Annotated in this window: 16 protein-coding genes; 10 read left to right on the plus strand and 6 right to left on the minus strand. The window is 44.4% G+C overall.

Translation table 11 applies throughout. The features are described 5' to 3' along the window. Positions 1-355: 355 nt before the first annotated feature. The 4 genes from NL645_RS14685 (at position 356) to NL645_RS14700 (ending at position 2673) form a co-directional block, all read left to right on the plus strand. Complete coding sequence (locus NL645_RS14685) at positions 356-805, plus strand: cupin domain-containing protein (RefSeq protein ID WP_114322690.1); 450 nt, start codon at positions 356-358, stop codon at positions 803-805. Positions 806-955: 150 nt separating this feature from the next. Further along, entirely contained in the window at positions 956-1309 is a 354-nt protein-coding gene (locus NL645_RS14690) for a cyclophilin-like fold protein (protein ID WP_225461427.1), read from the plus strand. A gap of 106 nt (positions 1310-1415) precedes the next feature. Then, positions 1416-2132 (plus strand): carboxymuconolactone decarboxylase family protein, encoded by a 717-nt coding sequence (locus tag NL645_RS14695; RefSeq protein ID WP_253651914.1) that lies wholly within the window; start codon positions 1416-1418, stop codon positions 2130-2132. Positions 2133-2175: 43 nt separating this feature from the next. Further along, positions 2176-2673 (plus strand): cupin domain-containing protein, encoded by a 498-nt coding sequence (locus tag NL645_RS14700; RefSeq protein WP_253651915.1) that lies wholly within the window; start codon positions 2176-2178, stop codon positions 2671-2673. Positions 2674-2724: 51 nt separating this feature from the next. Here NL645_RS14700 and NL645_RS14705 read toward each other — a convergent pair whose 3' ends face one another. After that, on the minus strand, positions 2725-3417 hold the full coding sequence (locus tag NL645_RS14705) for an MOSC domain-containing protein (RefSeq protein WP_253651916.1): 693 nt from the start codon (positions 3415-3417) through the stop codon (positions 2725-2727). A gap of 111 nt (positions 3418-3528) precedes the next feature. Between NL645_RS14705 and NL645_RS14710 the strand changes: the two genes are divergently transcribed. After that, positions 3529-4344, plus strand: a complete 816-nt coding sequence (locus tag NL645_RS14710) for a helix-turn-helix transcriptional regulator (RefSeq protein WP_253651962.1) — start codon at positions 3529-3531, stop codon at positions 4342-4344. Between the two features lie 88 nt (positions 4345-4432). After that, entirely contained in the window at positions 4433-5425 is a 993-nt protein-coding gene (locus tag NL645_RS14715; protein ID WP_253651917.1) for a zinc-dependent alcohol dehydrogenase family protein, read from the plus strand. 72 nt (positions 5426-5497) lie between these two features. On the opposite strand, the gene NL645_RS14720 is transcribed toward NL645_RS14715, so the two are convergent. The 3 genes from NL645_RS14720 to NL645_RS14730 form a co-directional block, all read right to left on the minus strand. Further along, positions 5498-6193, minus strand: a complete 696-nt coding sequence (locus tag NL645_RS14720; RefSeq protein ID WP_005398257.1) for a VC0807 family protein — start codon at positions 6191-6193, stop codon at positions 5498-5500. 167 nt (positions 6194-6360) lie between these two features. Continuing rightward, positions 6361-6846 carry a sigma-70 family RNA polymerase sigma factor gene (locus NL645_RS14725; RefSeq protein ID WP_065645210.1) on the minus strand — a complete coding sequence of 162 codons (486 nt, stop codon included), beginning with the start codon at positions 6844-6846 and terminating at the stop codon, positions 6361-6363. A gap of 84 nt (positions 6847-6930) precedes the next feature. Then, positions 6931-7617, minus strand: coding sequence for a DJ-1/PfpI family protein (locus tag NL645_RS14730; RefSeq protein ID WP_253651918.1), 687 nt, complete (start codon positions 7615-7617; stop codon positions 6931-6933). A 126-nt stretch (positions 7618-7743) separates the two neighbouring features. On the opposite strand from NL645_RS14730, the gene NL645_RS14735 reads away from it, so the two are divergent. Next, positions 7744-8700: a LysR family transcriptional regulator gene (locus NL645_RS14735; protein ID WP_253651919.1), complete on the plus strand. Its 957-nt coding sequence runs from the start codon at positions 7744-7746 to the stop codon at positions 8698-8700. Between the two features lie 127 nt (positions 8701-8827). After that, positions 8828-9367 (plus strand): CAP domain-containing protein, encoded by a 540-nt coding sequence (locus NL645_RS14740; RefSeq protein WP_065764614.1) that lies wholly within the window; start codon positions 8828-8830, stop codon positions 9365-9367. A gap of 77 nt (positions 9368-9444) precedes the next feature. Here NL645_RS14740 and NL645_RS14745 read toward each other — a convergent pair whose 3' ends face one another. Next, positions 9445-9864 carry a VOC family protein gene (locus NL645_RS14745; RefSeq protein WP_029802786.1) on the minus strand — a complete coding sequence of 140 codons (420 nt, stop codon included), beginning with the start codon at positions 9862-9864 and terminating at the stop codon, positions 9445-9447. 320 nt (positions 9865-10184) lie between these two features. Here NL645_RS14745 and NL645_RS23200 point away from each other — a divergent pair, with 320 nt between their 5' ends. Both NL645_RS23200 and NL645_RS14755 read left to right on the plus strand, forming a co-directional pair. Further along, positions 10185-10790, plus strand: coding sequence for an AHH domain-containing protein (locus NL645_RS23200; RefSeq protein WP_198039125.1), 606 nt, complete (start codon positions 10185-10187; stop codon positions 10788-10790). Positions 10791-10801: 11 nt separating this feature from the next. Further along, entirely contained in the window at positions 10802-11371 is a 570-nt protein-coding gene (locus tag NL645_RS14755) for a DUF1629 domain-containing protein (protein ID WP_031850177.1), read from the plus strand. Between the two features lie 252 nt (positions 11372-11623). On the opposite strand, the gene ahpF is transcribed toward NL645_RS14755, so the two are convergent. Beyond that, positions 11624-13192, minus strand: coding sequence for an alkyl hydroperoxide reductase subunit F (gene ahpF, locus NL645_RS14760; protein ID WP_047122886.1), 1569 nt, complete (start codon positions 13190-13192; stop codon positions 11624-11626). Positions 13193-13278: the final 86 nt, after the last annotated feature.

Raw genomic sequence — 13278 nt, forward strand, 5'->3', positions numbered from 1 at the left:
GAGTCAATTAAGCGACTTCATTAAGCATAGTTATAACAGTTCATTTCTTTAAGTAAAGAATATTGGGCAAGTGTCTATTTCGAGGTTAAGAGATCAGAGAGTGATCTTTCTGGTTGGTTTTTGAGCGGGTTAATTGTCTGTTATGAATTTTATTATTTAATAGTCAACTACTTATGTATAGATGAGTTTTTATTCCGTTTTTTCTAACCGGCCTCAAGTATGGTTGTCTTTTGTATTGGTTTGGAATATTGGGCAAGTATTAGCAATGAATAGGCTAACGGTCATCTATCAAAGCGCAATACAGTGAACCTATGGTTTGGTGAGTTGTAAGCACTCAAGAACACTATTTGGAGTCATGATGAATAACAAAAGCAATACTCAAATCCCTGATGTACTGCAAGCCGGTGTATTTCAAGGTCGAGGCATTTTCGAGTTTGGTGAAAAGAATGAAGCGTATGCGGATTACTTTACCGGTACGAGTTATCTGGCGTTGCTCAATCAGCCTGGTCTTATCGTGGCGAACGTAACGTTTGAACCAGGGTGTCGCAATTTTTGGCATATTCATCATGAAGGTGGGCAGATTCTGTTAGCGACAGGAGGGCGAGGTTGGTATCAAGAATTTGGCCAACCAGCACAAGAGTTGAATGTTGGCGATGTCGTGCATATCGCTTCAGGTACTAAGCATTGGCATGGCGCAGCTAAAGACAGTTGGTTCTCACATGTTGCAATAGAAATACCGGCTGAAGGCGCAAGTAATGAATGGTGCGAACCAGTCTCTGATCAAGAGTACATGCAACTAAAGTAGCCCGAGCTAAGTTTTCAGTGAGAAAAGGGAATCTCGATGAGACAAGCGTACCGTTTCAATCAGTGGGTGAGATGCGTTTTGGTGAGTAGTGCCTGGATGTTCCCCTGCATTGTAAACGCAGAAGTTAATAGCGCTGGATTGGAGGAAAATATGGTGAAAATTCGTTTTATTTTCGATGATTGCAGTGTTTTAGGTACATTGAAGAGCAGTGCGAGTACAGACGATTTTGTTCGTCAATTGCCTCTAACATTAGATCTACAAGACTACGCAAATACAGAGAAAATTGCTTACTTACCGAATAAGTTAACTCGCGAAGGCGCACCTTCTGGAACTCAATCAAAAACGGGTGACATCTCTTATTACGCCCCTTGGGGAAATTTAGTTATCTTTTATAAGGACTTTGGTTACGCGTCTGGGCTAATTAAATTAGGTCAAATCGATGATGGGATTCATTGCTTTATTTCGAAAGAAACAAACCGTGTCACGATCGAAAAAGTAAATTAATGAGCCAGTTAACGATGTAAATTATTAATGTAGAAATCAGAACGCTAATAAATATATTTCTAGAACTTCTATGGATTAGAACACCGTTACATAATGGAATTTTGATATGAAAGCATTAAACAAATCTGTTAAATCAATATTAATATTGGTGCTCACTATGACAACGCTATGCACAACGAATATCGCTTCAGCATCAGAAATATTCAGTGACAAAGAGCGAGCTATTATTCCTATTTCTGCTTTTACTGCGAGTGGTGAAATAGAAAAACTAACACAAAGCCTTAATGATGGGTTAGACGCAGGCCTAACGGTCAACGAGATAAAAGAAGTGCTGGCTCAGTTGTATGCGTATGCTGGGTTTCCGCGCAGTTTGAATGGACTAGCAACATTTATGACGGTGTTGGAGGAACGTAAAAGCCAAGGTATTACTGATACCTTAGGGCGAGAATCAAGCGCGTTACCTAACGATAAAACCAGCTTAGAATTTGGCGCTGAAAACCAAACACAACTTGTTGGTGCAGAAGTAAAAGGCGCGCTATTCGATTTTTCTCCGCAAATTGATGAATACCTAAAAGCACATTTGTTTGGTGATATTTTTGAACGCGATATGCTCACTTGGAAAGAGCGTGAAATTGCTACGATTGCAGCATTAGCAAATATGAACGGTGTTAATAGCCAATTAGCAGCTCACTATAATATCAGTATGAATAACAATGTTTCTATTCAAGAGTTAGAGGAATTTATTGTTGTATTAAGTGAGTTCTGTGGTGAAAGTGTGTCTAACAATGCTCAATCGGTCCTAAAAACAGTTTTGGAAAAATAAATATTATTTGGCCAATCATATCAATTAGAAAGGAATTCGTTTTATGAAAAATAAATCATCATTGCTTATTTGGTCTGTGCTGTTGTCGACGGGATTTATGCTTCCAATCGCTCAAGCAGCCGATGGTAACTCATCTTCGCAGCAAGTTTATCGCTCTGCTGATCAGAAATCGTTTCAAGGACCTGAAAACCTATTTACCGGGAAAGTTAACGTCGAGATGTTGTTTCCTGAAAACGAAGTTGCAAACTACAGCGCCGCCTATGTCACTTTTGATGCAGGAGCTCGAACCGCTTGGCATACTCACCCAGCAGGACAACACATGATCGTCACTTCTGGTACCGCACTTACAGGAACGCGTGATGGGCATGTAATTCGACTTGCTGCTGGTGATAGTGTCTGGTGTCCGCCTGGTATCGACCATTGGCACGGTGCAACACCAAATGCGCCAATGACTCACCTAGTGGTTACGGCGTCAAAAGACGGTGAAAACGTTATCTGGAAAGAGCAAGTCACCGATGGTCAGTATGCAGCAGGACAGTAATAACCAAGGCCACTTTTTTATAGTGAGCGCAGAGCTTTTACTCTGCGTTTTTTATTGTCTTGTTGGGCCAACCAAGCGCATTTCCCAATCCTCAACTTCGCCAGTTTCTAGGCGGCGCTCGACCAACTTGCCCCAAGATTCAACCAATGGAAGTTCTGCCAGTTGGCTTAGCTCTATTTTATCCAGGCAGCCAGTGAAAACCGCGCCCATGATGCGAGCCAGTGGCCATTCTGGATAAGGTCTTTCGCACAGAATAATCTCGTCACCTGCACCGATATCGCCTTCTTCCAGCACTCGGAAATACCAGCCTGTTCGAAGCGTATCTTGCAGTCTTCTCGCCATGTCGTGTTGGTCAAAGCGTACGTTAAGTTTCCAACAAGGCATGCGACCTTGCGACACTTCAAGTAGTGTTGAGCCGATACGGATTTTATCTTTCAAGCAAATCGTGGATTCGGTGACGCCCTCGGAGCTGATGTTTTCGCCAAAGCCGCCAGCGGATTGGAAAATTGTTCTTTTTCCTAATTGTTGTTGCCAGATTGGGTAGTGCTCGCTTGGGTAAATATGAAGCGCTTTTTGAATTCCACCATGAAAGCGTGGATCGCCTTGCTCATCACTGATAAAACCAAGCTCTGTTGCGTGCTGGCGCTCGGGCAACACTTGTTTGTTGATTGCGCTTTGCGCTCCATGAGCATAAGGGACAGTTTTCCCTGCTAGCACAGCTTTTACGACGCCGATTTTCTTCATGTAACCTCCTTATTGTTTGAATGAGAGGTAAAGTGTTTATCTTCATTCGCGATGCGGAGCATGATAGCCTAGTGAACTTCTGTCGGAATAGGGATGAAAAGACAAACAACAATGCTAGCCCGCCAAATTGATTCGAAGTCAGGCGTGGTCACCTCCAATGAGATGATGGCTGCGAATCCCCATTCTCCTGTTTTGGTGAAAACCATCGACATGCCAAAAGGTTACATTGATGCGCTGCATCAACACACTTGGCATCAAATCATCTTTCCTATCAAAGGGTTATTGCAAACACAAACGGAGCATTATCAGCATTTGGTTCCGCACACTTCTGCGTTATTTGTTCCTGCGGGTGTTCAACACGAGTCGATTGCTCTAAGCAACACGATATTTGTTGGCATTTACCTCAACCCTGAGTTTGGCGCAACGTACGAGCCACAAGTGAGAACCATTGCTTTAACGCCGTTTTTAAATGAGCTTTTACAAGAGATCCGTAGACAGTGTGAAGGTGAGACAAGCCACGAAGAAGTGCTGCATTTGCTAGCGGTGTTGCATGATCAAATTTTGAAAAGCAACGTGCAGACATTTCAGTTGTTGCTGCCACAAGACCGCCGACTAAAACTGATTTTCGAGCAACTGACTGACGAGCCCGCGTTGAGCTGTTCGCTAAAAGAGTGGGGGGAGAAAATTGGGGCGTCTGAGCGCACTTTATCACGGTTGTTCGCCAAGGAATTCAACACTTCATTTCTGCTTTGGCGGCAACAAATTCGGCTGATTTACTCGCTTTCTTTGTTAGATGAAACGTTACCAATCCAAGCCATTGCAGACCGAGTGGGTTATCAAAACGATTCATCCTACATCAAAGCATTTAAAGCCTATTTTGATATGACGCCACAACAGTTTAGAGTGAACGGCGCATCGCGCAGGTAGAAATACAGAGCTTCGACTTCACTTAATGCTTTTGAGTAGAAGTCGCGAAACTTCCTTTTTGAATTTCAATTACATGGTATGAATAACAATGGCACCAACGATAAATACTCGAGTGAACCAATTCTGCTTTGGTCAGCCAAAAACATCGCTGTCGTTGGAAAAAGTGCCCCTCAAACCGCTTGCTCAGGGCAAGGTTCGGGTGCGACTGGAAGCCACCAATATTAACCCAAGTGACTTGCTTTCCATTTATGGTGTTGGGCAATACCGCCGCGTTCACGTACCACCTCGCGTGCCGGGATTTGAAGCGGTTGGGCGTGTGGTGGAAGTCAGTGCAGTCGGTCAAACTGGCCTTCAAGTTGGGCAAAAAGTGTTGGTGGCGATGGGTGGTACTTGGCAATACTACATAGATGCTTCGCCCGAGAATCTTTTTCCGCTACCTGAAAGTTTGGATAACGGCTATGCCTGCCAGTTGTACATCAACGCGCTAACCGCGTGGGTTATCACCACGAAAGTGGCTAAGTTGAACAAAGACGATGTGGTGATCATCAATGCGGCGGGTTCGGCGATCGGTAAGATATTTGCCCAGCTTGCTCATTCACTGGGTTTTACACTGATTGCTGTGACTTCAAAGCCAGACGAGTATCCGTACGATACGACTCCAGTATTGGACGCGAAGCAAGACTTACACGTGCAACTGCAAACGCGCAAACTGCCACAACCAACGGCCGCTTTGGATGCGATAGGCGGTGAGGCTGGCACATATCTCATTCGTACCTTGAAAGAAAATGGCCAATACATCAACTACGGAACGTTGTCGTTAGCGCCTTATACGCCTGCGTTTTTTGAATCGATGAAGACCAACAACATCGACTTTAGCACCTTCTTTTTGCGGTATTGGGAAGAATCGGTAGGTAAAGGCGGGAGAAAGGCGGTATTCGCTGAAATGTTAGACCACTTTATCGCCAACGATATAAAGTTAAGTGTAGCGTCTGAACTGCCGCTAGAGGATTTTCAAACTGCGATTGAAATGGTTGAGCAACGCTCATCGGCGGTGTCAGGAAAAATCATTTTGACGCTATGAATTACAGTGAGTCTGTTGAGAAAAGGGAGGATAAATCCTCCCTTTTTTGATGGGTTATTTGTAATGATGGGACTATTTTAGATGGAAAATTTGTTCTGTTTCGAGCGATGTCATCGTACGTACTTGACGCCAAATGTAATAAAAAATACCGAACATCATTAACATGCTTGGAATTGCAATCATCGGGTAGCTGTAAAGCGTCATCTTACCCAACTCTTCATTAAAAGCAGCCGTGCCCGAAGGACTGGTCACGATCCAGGTCGCAAGGAAGTAGTTCATCGCGGATGAGAACGCAAAAGTACTCGCAAACAGATAGTTTGATGACATTAGACAACGTTCAAATGCCTCTGATTGACCGTTCTCTTTCAAGCGTTCGTTAATCAGCGATAAATTCAATACCGTGTCATTCAGTACTAACTTCTGCATCAGTGGGTAGCGGGTAAACGTTGAGCCCAAAACCGCTAAACCGATCAGGCCAGGGATCAGGGCTTCTTTCAAGGCTAACCAACGTGTATCAAGCTCTAACAAGCCAATGCCGCCAGTTAATAAAACACTGATAAAGCCAAGTGCAGAAATAAAGTTAAATTTCTTGTTCCGGACAAGGTCCATACCGCCGTAAATGATAGGAAATAGCAAAGCGACAACCAGCGCCATTGCTGTTCCTAGGTTTTCATCGCCGCTAAACTTCATCAAGATAAAGGAAGGGATGAATACGTTAAAAAGAATCTCGAATAGGGGATTCGGCTTTTTCGCCGTTGTGTTACTCATAATGTTTTACTGACTCTACTCTATGTCGGCTGTTATTGTACTTTGACGAGAAGTGTTCATCTAGTCGCGCTTGATGTAAAGCGTTAAAGCGCCGAGTTGTGTAACGACTTATGAAATAGACCGGAGCATAGCCAGTTAGTTGACATGATTGACTACTTTTTTGTGTCTTAATCGCCCTCCCTCTGCGCAATGATCTGATTGCGTGCTCTGAATAATCGAGTCGCCACGGTGTTGTGATTAAGCTCTAAGACTTGAGCAATTTCATTATGATTAAACCCGACTACGAGTTTTAAGACCAATGGCTCTCGGTATTTGGGTTCGAGAATCATCATTTGTTTTTTAAGCCAATCTTGTGCCATGTCGTGGTCACTGCCAGGGTAGGTTTTTGCCTGTATTACACACTCATCAATATCGACAAAATCGTACTGCTTTTTATCAAAGCGCCGAGCATTCTCACGACGCAAAATGGTGATGAGCCAAGGCTTCGCGGCATTGGGATCATTTAAGTTATCAAAGAATCGCCACGCTTTCAGGAAGGTGTCTTGCGCCAAATCTTCAGCAAGGTGATGATCTTTGCATAGCCAATATGCGAGACGATAGATATCTTGGTATCGCTCCTTCGTCAGTGCTTCGTATCGTTTGTGTTTTTCCATAGGATTAAGATCAGAAGTGTAGAGCTGAGTAGCAAGGTAACCTCTGAAGCTTCAAAGGTTACCTGCGGTTTCGTCCTTGCCCGCTTAAAATGGTTGGGTAGAAAAACGTGAGTATTGAAGGGCGTCTGCGACTTCTTGAGCTTTAGATTCCGAAGTCATGAGATGCAGCAATTTAAGTGCGGCCTGATAGCTAACTAGGCTGCCGTTTGAGGTGATGACGCCCTCATCAACAACAAAATTCTGGTCGACCTGTACATCAACTGCTGGATAGTCTTTTTGTAATCCGTTTTCACCTCCTGCCCACGTCGTCGCTTTCTTACCGTTTAACAGGCCAGCCTCGGCCAATAGATACGCACCAGAGCAATTACTTGCCATCCAATCTGCCGCCTTTGATGTGGTTTGAATAAAGTGAATGAGATCCTTGTTTTCGATTAGCGCATCCATGTCGTAGCTGGATGTTAAAACCAGCACGTCGAGTTCCGGCTGATCGCCAATCCAAGCATCCACACCAATTTTTAATCCCTCTTCAGTGGTGATGGTTTTCTGTTCAGAGACGGAAATAGTGACTACTTCATAATCGCTAAACCAAGTCAGACGACTTGCAACGCCAAAGACCTCTAAAGGCGCAGTAACATCAGAGGTCAGTACGCCGTCGTAAACTAGAATGCCAATGCGTTTATCCGTCGCATGTGCCGTTTGAAGCATCCCAAATAATAGGACTAAGGTCGCTATTAATAGTTGTAGTGCATTCTTTAATCCATTTTTACCCATTGTTTTTTCCTCGCTAACAGAGCATCAAGTTATTGAGATTCATTATATTTGGGCTGATTGGTGATTGAAGAGCCACTTTGTCTTTACTAAAGTGAATAAAGTTCACGAATGGAGTGCACGAGTTTTATGGATAAGATACGGTCCCTACGATTTTTTATTGCCACTTTAGAAGGTGGCAGTTTTGCTGCGGCCGCCAAAGCGTATGGCACAGACCCTTCTACGGTGAGTAAGGCCATCCATCGTCTTGAAAGCGACTTGGGAATACAGCTTTTCCAGCGTTCTACGCGACAGATCCGTCTGACAGAAGCCGGTCGTCGATACGCAAATACCGCTAGGTTTGTACTGGACGAACTGATAGCGTGTGAGGATTCATTGAAAAGCCACAATGATGCGCTTTCAGGACTGCTTAAGATTAATGTGCCGGTCTCTTACGGTCGCCTTTACATTCGCCCTTTATTAAAAGAGTTTTGTCGCCGCTACCCCAGCATCACTATCGATATTCATTACGATGACGCCTACGTTGATATTATTGAGCAAGGGATTGATGTGTCGATTAGATCTGGTGTCGTTCAGGACAGCCAGCTGATTGTGCGCCAGCTTAGTCCTATCGATTTTATTATTTGTGGCAGTCAGGATTACTTAGCGCGCCATGGTGTTCCGAGTGGCCCGGATGTATTCAATGACCATTCTTGGGTTCGTTTTCGTTTTAAACAAACGGGGAAACTGTTGCCGATTCGGATGCCAGAATCAGACGGTGCAAGTGAGTATAACCCCGAGAGAAATTTTATTGTAAATGACGGCGAATCCATGGCAGAGCTTTGCGCAGAAGGTTTAGGGTTAACTCAGATTCCTCATTTTATCGCGAGAGACTGGCTCAAAGCGGGGCGTTTAGTGCCGATATTTCCGAGTATGCGCCAAGCAGGAAATGGCGTGTATCTTCTCTATGCCAACCGGGAATATGTGCCCGCCCGAGTGAGGGTGTTCATCGATTTTATCACTCAAGCAATACAGGAGATGGATGAAACGCCATTCCATACGTGGGCTGAAACGTTGCCGATTTACCAACCGAACCAAGGCGATTGAAAACTTCATGTGAGTCTTTGGTTAAAACACTCCAAGCCATATGGTGCTTTTATGGGTTTTTGTTAGGTTATTGGGCGTTATTATCGACAAGCGCAGTTTGCTCTTCGTCACTCATAAAGGAAAGACAATGCCAACTAAGATCTTAGTGCCTGCTTTGGCCCTACTTCTCAGCGCATGTGGCGGCGATGGGGAGTCGTCAGCACCTGTAGAAAACGGCTCTCAAAACACAGGTTCCACATCGTCACAAGGCACATTTGCCGAGCAGATGCTCGCAGCGGTCAACAGTGCTCGCTCTACTACACAGCAGTGTGGGGCAACCACCATGCCACCTGTTGGGGCCCTGACTTGGAGCTACGATTTGGAAAGCGCCGCTTATCGCCACTCAAGCGACATGGCGAACAGCGATTTCATGAGTCATACAGGCTCTGACGGCAGCAATATGTCAGATCGAGTCAACGCAACGGGCTATGCTTGGAGCGCCATTGGTGAGAATGTCGCCGTAGGGCAAAGTTCCATTAACGCCGTCGTTAATGCTTGGTTATCGAGCGAAGGTCACTGCCTCAATATCATGAGTGCGGATTTTGATCAGATGGGCGCGTCGCTTGTCGAAAATCACTCGGCAAGCTACGGGTATTACTGGACTCAGGTTTTTGCCAAACAGCGCTAATGCGATAAAGAAACCTGATAGATAAACCAAAACGCCAGTAGTCACCATCTGCTGGCGTTTTATTATTTACGTCTCTTTTAGCTTGTCAGGTTACGAAGTTTTGGATCATCCGTCAGGTATTCAACAAATTCGATCTCAAAACCTGCAGGGTCAACAAAATACACATTCTTGCGGTATGGCTCATCAGCCCCAGGTTGGGCAATTGGATAACCGGCATCGGTCAGTCTTTTTATGATGGCATCGACGTTGTTGGTCACATAAGCAAAATGCGCTAGCCCAACTTGGTGCCCGCTCAACTCGCGGTTTTCTCCTTCACCGTGGTCACTCATCGCAATATATTGATACTCGTCGCCAAAATGTAGCCAGTTTCTTGGCTTACCACTCCATTCGCCTTTCCCCTCATCACGCACGTACCAATGTGGAAATGCAGTTTGATAAAACTTCAGCATTTCAGGGATGTTTTTCACGACTAAATTAATATGTTCTAGTTGGATCATGATGTGCTCCTTTTTGTCATTTTCTAGCCAACGATGAACATGCTAAAACCTCAAGTTAAGTTGAGGTAAAGAGCTTTTTTAAAATTTTTTAGGGTTGACCCCGTATTTAACTTAGAGTTCGGGATGTGGATGGCTTTAGAGTAGGAGTCAACAGGTGGCGTATAACGGACAGTTTGAAAATAGTTAGTTTATAGATGGAAATATATAATACTGTCATTTTCAAGAATATTAGACTGCTTTTGTAGACTTACTAATAAGCATTTTAACAACTAGATTCATAGTTTATTTTTTACACTTATTTTATTGCAAAGGGTTTGTTTGTGAGTGGTGTGAAAGAAAAATGTGTGTCGATTAAAGAGTTAGAGATTGATTTGCTTAATTCGACAGGTAACCCTAGTTTGGCTAAACAGCAGGCTCAAGCCTTCGCGATTCACTATGCAGGACGAGTAATTGACGCTGTAAAGTTTAGAAAAGGAAATATAAGTAAGGATGATTTGCTGTTGAGTAGACATATACGGTGGGAGCATCACAAGAGACATAGTCAAAACTTGGCCAAAAACATGCTTTCGGCAAATCGAGGACCAAAGCCTAGCAATACTTGTGCTCACCATATAGTTCCTTGGTTTGATGATAAAAGCGCGGCCTGCTCTCGTTCGAGATTACGTTTAGCTGCATGGGGAATAGATATTGACCATGAGGCGAACGGTGTTTGGCTACCTCGTTTCAGGTGTCATATACCTCATGATGGCATTCCAACAAAAGTAGCTCATAGCCAAACACATACTATGGTTTATTATCTCAACGTGGACTCTCTCCTTCGAGATACGATCGCAGAAGGACTTGGTCGTACTGGTATCATTGATACCTTGCGTGAAGTCGGAGAAATGTTACATGATGGGGACTTCCCAGTTAACCGTTTGATTTAAGTAAGCAAAAGATGAAAGTTTTTAAATTAAATCATGATGTTGAGAATTTCCCTTTTTTACAAGAAACTCAACTAGAGATTTCTATACAATACTCGGATGGCGATTTGCGGGAGTTATGTGGTGAGCGTGTCGCTGATACTTGGATGACTATTGATTTGGAGTGGGTGAGTGATAACCACATGCTTACAACAAAACCTGATTTTGCAATCTGGCGTGCAGGCGAGTTTGCTTGTTCTGAGTCCGCATATAATCAAATAAACGAAGCTCTTGATTCCAGTTGTGAGTTTTTGCCATTACGCGTCGCTGGCGAGCGTTGGTATGCCATAAACATACTCAAAACTTGCGATGCCATTGATAAGGATCGCACTGTGTTAAATGTAAGAGCTAATGGTAAGCCAAGTCGTGTAAAGCGGTTTAAAAAATTAGTGCTGAGTAGTAAATCAATCAAATCCGGAGGCTTATTCAGGATTGAAAATAACGGAAGCGGTGTTTACTGCAATGATGAATTAGGTGGTTTGTATGAAATTTACCATCGTTGTCAGCTAAAAGGTCTGATATTTGAAGCAGTAGAAACGAGTTAAAGCCCGCAATGTTTCACCCTAAGTGTATTTCGGCAGATTTATTTTACTCTGTTATTTCTAGTAATAATTTGCTTTCCCCCCCCCCCAAAAAAAAAACCAAAAAAGCCAGCAGTTAGTACCTGCTGGCAAAGTCTTTGGGCTTCTAGGTTTTTTGCTTTTATTTCTTGTTACTCATCGCTGTCACGGTGCCCCGATTGGTTTTCAGGGGAAGAAAACACCGCACCGTGCGCTTTGTGCTCAAGAAATTGGAGATTAACCTTGCTTACGGATTAGGTAGTCAAACGCGCCTAAGCTTGCTTTTGCACCTTCACCCATAGCAATGATGATCTGTTTGTAAGGAACCGTCGTTGCGTCACCCGCTGCGAAGACACCTTCTAGGCTGGTTTCACCACGGCTACCAACTTCAATTTCGCCGCGCTCAGAAAGCGCTACTTCTGAATCTTTCAGCCATTCTGTGTTTGGTACTAGTCCGATTTGGACAAAGATACCTGACAGTTCAATCTCTTTGATTTCATCTGTGTTACGGTCTTTGTACTTCAAGCTTGTTACGCGAGTACCGTCACCCACTACTTCTGTGGTTTGCGCCATCGTGATGATGTCGATGTTTGGTAATGAGTTTGCTTTGTCGATAAGTACCTGGTCTGCGCGAAGTACGTCTGCAAATTCAAGAACGGTTACGTGCTCAACAATACCTGCTAGGTCGATAGCCGCTTCGATGCCTGAGTTACCACCACCGATAACTGCGGTTTTCTTGCCTTTGAACAACGGGCCGTCACAGTGTGGGCAGTACGCGACGCCTTTGTTGCGGTACTCTTGCTCACCCGGAACGTTCATTTCACGCCAGCGTGCACCAGGGCTTAGGATGACACTCTTACTTTTTAGCGTTGCACCGCTTTCAAGTTGGATGTGAATCAAGCCATCATCTGTGTGCGCTGCGCCCATCAGTTTTTGCGCTTGTTGCTCAGTCACAACGTCTACGTCATATTCTTTTAGGTGCTCGGCTAGGTCAGTCGCCAGTTTTGGACCTTCAGTACGTTTTACCGAGATGAAGTTCTCGATTGCCATGGTGTCCATCACCTGACCACCGAAGCGTTTAGCGACAACGCCAGTGCGAATGCCTTTACGCGCTGCGTATAATGCTGCTGCACTACCACCAGGGCCACCGCCGACAACTAGCACGTCGTATGGGTCTTTTTCGCTCAGTGCTTTGGCTGCTTTCTCGCTCGCGCCATCATCCACTTTGTTTAGGATTTCAGTTAGAGACATACGGCCTTGACCGAATAGCTCTCCGTTCACGAATACGCTTGGTACGGCCATGATGTCGCGTTGTTTCACTTCATCTTGGAAGAGTGCACCGTCGATCATGGTTGCTTTCACTTTCGGGTTGATCGCCGCCATCATGTTGAACGCTTGAACAACGTCTGGACAGTTTTGGCACGACAGTGAAATGAACACTTCAACATCCAATTCTTTATCTAGCGCTGCGATTTGTTCAATCACTTCCGGCTCTAGTTTGATTGGGTGACCACCAGAGTGCAGCAATGCCAATACCAGAGAGGTAAATTCGTGACCCATTGGTAGGCCAGCAAAGCGAAGTGCTGTGCCTTTTACTGGGTTGGTCACCGTCATCACTGGTTTACGTGCGCTTGCGTTGTCGTCACGTTCAACGGTGATAAAGTCGCTCATCTCTGCGATTTGGTTCGCCAGAGACAGAATGTCATTCGATGCTTTGCTTTCATCTAGACTAACCACTAGACGAACGTCTTCTTTTACATTAGCCAGATATTGTTTGAGTTGTTGTTGGATCGCTTGGTCTAACATAGTTGTTGTTACCTTAAATAAACAAAAGAGTGGTTACTCTGGATAAAATCAGTAGGGAGAGAGCAAACCAGGCAGAAGGTCGTCAA

The sequence above is a fragment of the Vibrio sp. Y51_MX_L26 genome, from assembly GCF_024181935.1.
Lineage (GTDB): Bacteria > Pseudomonadota > Gammaproteobacteria > Enterobacterales > Vibrionaceae > Vibrio > Vibrio diabolicus.